Source organism: Microvirga sp. P5_D2, assembly GCF_054049475.1.
Map to the genome: position 1 here is coordinate 1 of NZ_JBFUMH010000333.1, position 2321 is coordinate 2321.

At 63.2% G+C, this 2321-nt stretch carries 3 protein-coding genes; 1 reads left to right on the forward strand and 2 read right to left on the reverse strand.

Annotated elements, in window-relative coordinates; translation table 11 throughout:
* On the forward strand, window positions 1–720 hold a 720-nt coding region (locus tag ACXJKO_RS31350), incomplete at its 5' end, for a CobW family GTP-binding protein (RefSeq protein ID WP_457094906.1).
* Here the strand turns inward: ACXJKO_RS31350 and ACXJKO_RS31355 are convergent.
* Both ACXJKO_RS31355 and ACXJKO_RS31360 read right to left on the reverse strand, forming a co-directional pair.
* Complete coding sequence (locus tag ACXJKO_RS31355) at window positions 717–1484, reverse strand: ABC transporter permease (RefSeq protein WP_457094907.1); 768 nt, start codon at window positions 1482–1484, stop codon at window positions 717–719. The genes ACXJKO_RS31350 and ACXJKO_RS31355 overlap by 4 nt on opposite strands.
* Before the next feature lie 7 nt (window positions 1485–1491).
* Window positions 1492–2283 carry an ABC transporter ATP-binding protein gene (locus ACXJKO_RS31360; RefSeq protein ID WP_457094908.1) on the reverse strand — a complete coding sequence of 264 codons (792 nt, stop codon included), beginning with the start codon at window positions 2281–2283 and terminating at the stop codon, window positions 1492–1494.
* Window positions 2284–2321: the final 38 nt, after the last annotated feature.

Genomic DNA, 2321 nt, shown 5'->3' on the forward strand with positions numbered 1-2321 from the left:
GTGAACGGTTCCGCTACTTTCGATGCCCATCGCGAGGCCGTGAAGCAGGCCGCCGTCGCGGAGCGCATCGTGCTCGCGAAAACGGATTTAGCCTCGGATCTGCAAACTGTCGCCGCCTTCCGTGAGCGTCTGCACCAGCTCAACCCCGGTGCCGCGATTCTCGATGCAGACGCGCCTGTGGAAGACATCATCGCCGGCGGCCTTTTCGGTCTCGACGGCAAGATTGCCGATGTGGCTGAATGGCTGAAGACAGAGGCCGTGGAAGAGGCGGAGCGGGCAAGCCATGAGCACCAGCACGGCCATCATCACCATGACCATCATGGGCACGACCACCATCACGACGTGAACCGGCACGACGAGCGCATCCGCGCCTTCTGCCTCACCAGCGATCAGCCCATTCGTCAGGGCACGCTCGACATGTTCCTCGATCTGCTGCGCTCCTCCCAAGGCGCGAAGCTGCTGCGCGTGAAAGGCCTCGTGGCGCTTGCCGAGGATCCGGAGCATCCGGTGGTCATTCACGGCGTGCAGCACGTGATCCACGTACCCGCCGTGCTGCCGCGTTGGCCCAGCGACGACCGCCGCAGCCGCATCGTCTTCATCGTGGACGATCTGGAGCGCGAGACCGTGGAAAAGCTCTGGAACGCCTTCCTCGGCAATCCCGCGATTGATCAACCGGATGCCGCGGCGCTTTCCGACAATCCGCTGTCGCTGAGACGCTAAGCCGCCATCTGCGAGCGCTGCGCCCAACCGGTCATGGAGCGTTCCGCATAGGCCGTGATCGCGTACATGAAGACGCCGAGCACTGCGAGCACCAGGAGCGCGGCCCAGACAAGCGGCACCTCGAAGGCGGCCGAAGCGCGGGTGAGCAGGTTGCCGATGCCGACATTCGATGCGTTCTGCTCGCCGATGACGGAGCCCACGTAAGCGAGCGTAATCGCGACCTTCAGCGAGCCGAAGAAATACGGCATGGCGCGCGGCACGCCGACCTTGAACACGATGTCCTTCTTCGAGGCGCCGAGCGCGCGCAGCACGTCCTCCATCTCGGGCTCTACCGTAGCGATGCCGGTGGCCACGTTGACGACGATGGGGAAGAACGAGATGAGGAAGGCCGTCAGCACCGGCGGCACCCATCCCACGCCGAACCAGAACACGAGGATCGGCACCACGGCGACTTTCGGAACCGAGTTGAAGCCGACAAGCAAGGGGTAGGTGCCCGCATTGATGAGGCGCGAGGAACCGAGCACCATGCCGAGCAGCAAGCCGAAGCCGACCGCGAGCCCGAACCCGGCCAGCGTCATCCAGAGCGTGTGCATGGCGTGATAGGCAAGCTGGGTGCGGTATTCCCACACGGCCGCGAGGATCGTGGAGGGCGTGGGCAGGATGAAGCTCGAAATCTGAAAACCGCGGCAGATTAATTCCCACAGAAGAAAGAAGCCGATGGTGAAGATGTAAGGAGCGAGGGTGAGTTGAGTCCTGGTTTTCATGAAATGCTCAAGCCGCCGAGCGTGCCTGCGCGATGTGCCCGCGCAGCTCATGGACGAGATCGGAAAATCCTGCGGTATAGGTGATTTCGAGATCGCGTGGACGTGAGAAAGGTACCTCGCGTTCCGCGACAATCCGGCCGGGACGCGCGCTCATGCAGAAGATGCGGTCGGCCAGGAATGCCGCCTCGCGCAGGTCGTGCGTCACGAGGATGATCGTGACCTTCTGCGCCGCGTGCAGGTCGCGCATCACGCACCACAATTCCTCGCGGGTGAAGCTGTCGAGCGCACCGAAGGGCTCGTCGAGCATGAGAAGTTTCGGTTCGTGGATGAGCGCGCGGCACAACGATGCGCGCTGCTGCATGCCGCCGGATAGCTGCCACGGAAATTTATCGCCCTGCCCTTTCAGGCCGACCTGGGCGAGAAGACTCTCAGCCCTCGCGACATATTCCACCTTATGCTTGCGCAATCTGGAGCGATGCGGCTCCACGATTTCCAGCGGCAGCAGGATGTTGTCGAGCGTCGTTCGCCAGGGCAGCATCGTCGGGTTCTGGAACGCCATTCCCGCGAGCTTCACCGGCGCACCCACCTGCTTGCCGTCGACGATGACCGTGCCCTCGCGCGGAAACTGCAAGCCGGTGGCGAGCTTCATGAGCGTGGACTTGCCGCAGCCGGACGGCCCGACAATGGCGGCGAACTCACCTTCGTCGATCTTGATGTTCAGATCCTTGACCGCAGGCACGCCGTCCTCGGCCCGGGCATAGACATGGGTGACGTTGTGAATGTCGACGAAAACCGGCAAAGGGCGCTCCGCTTATTCACCCTCCCCTTGAGGGGGAG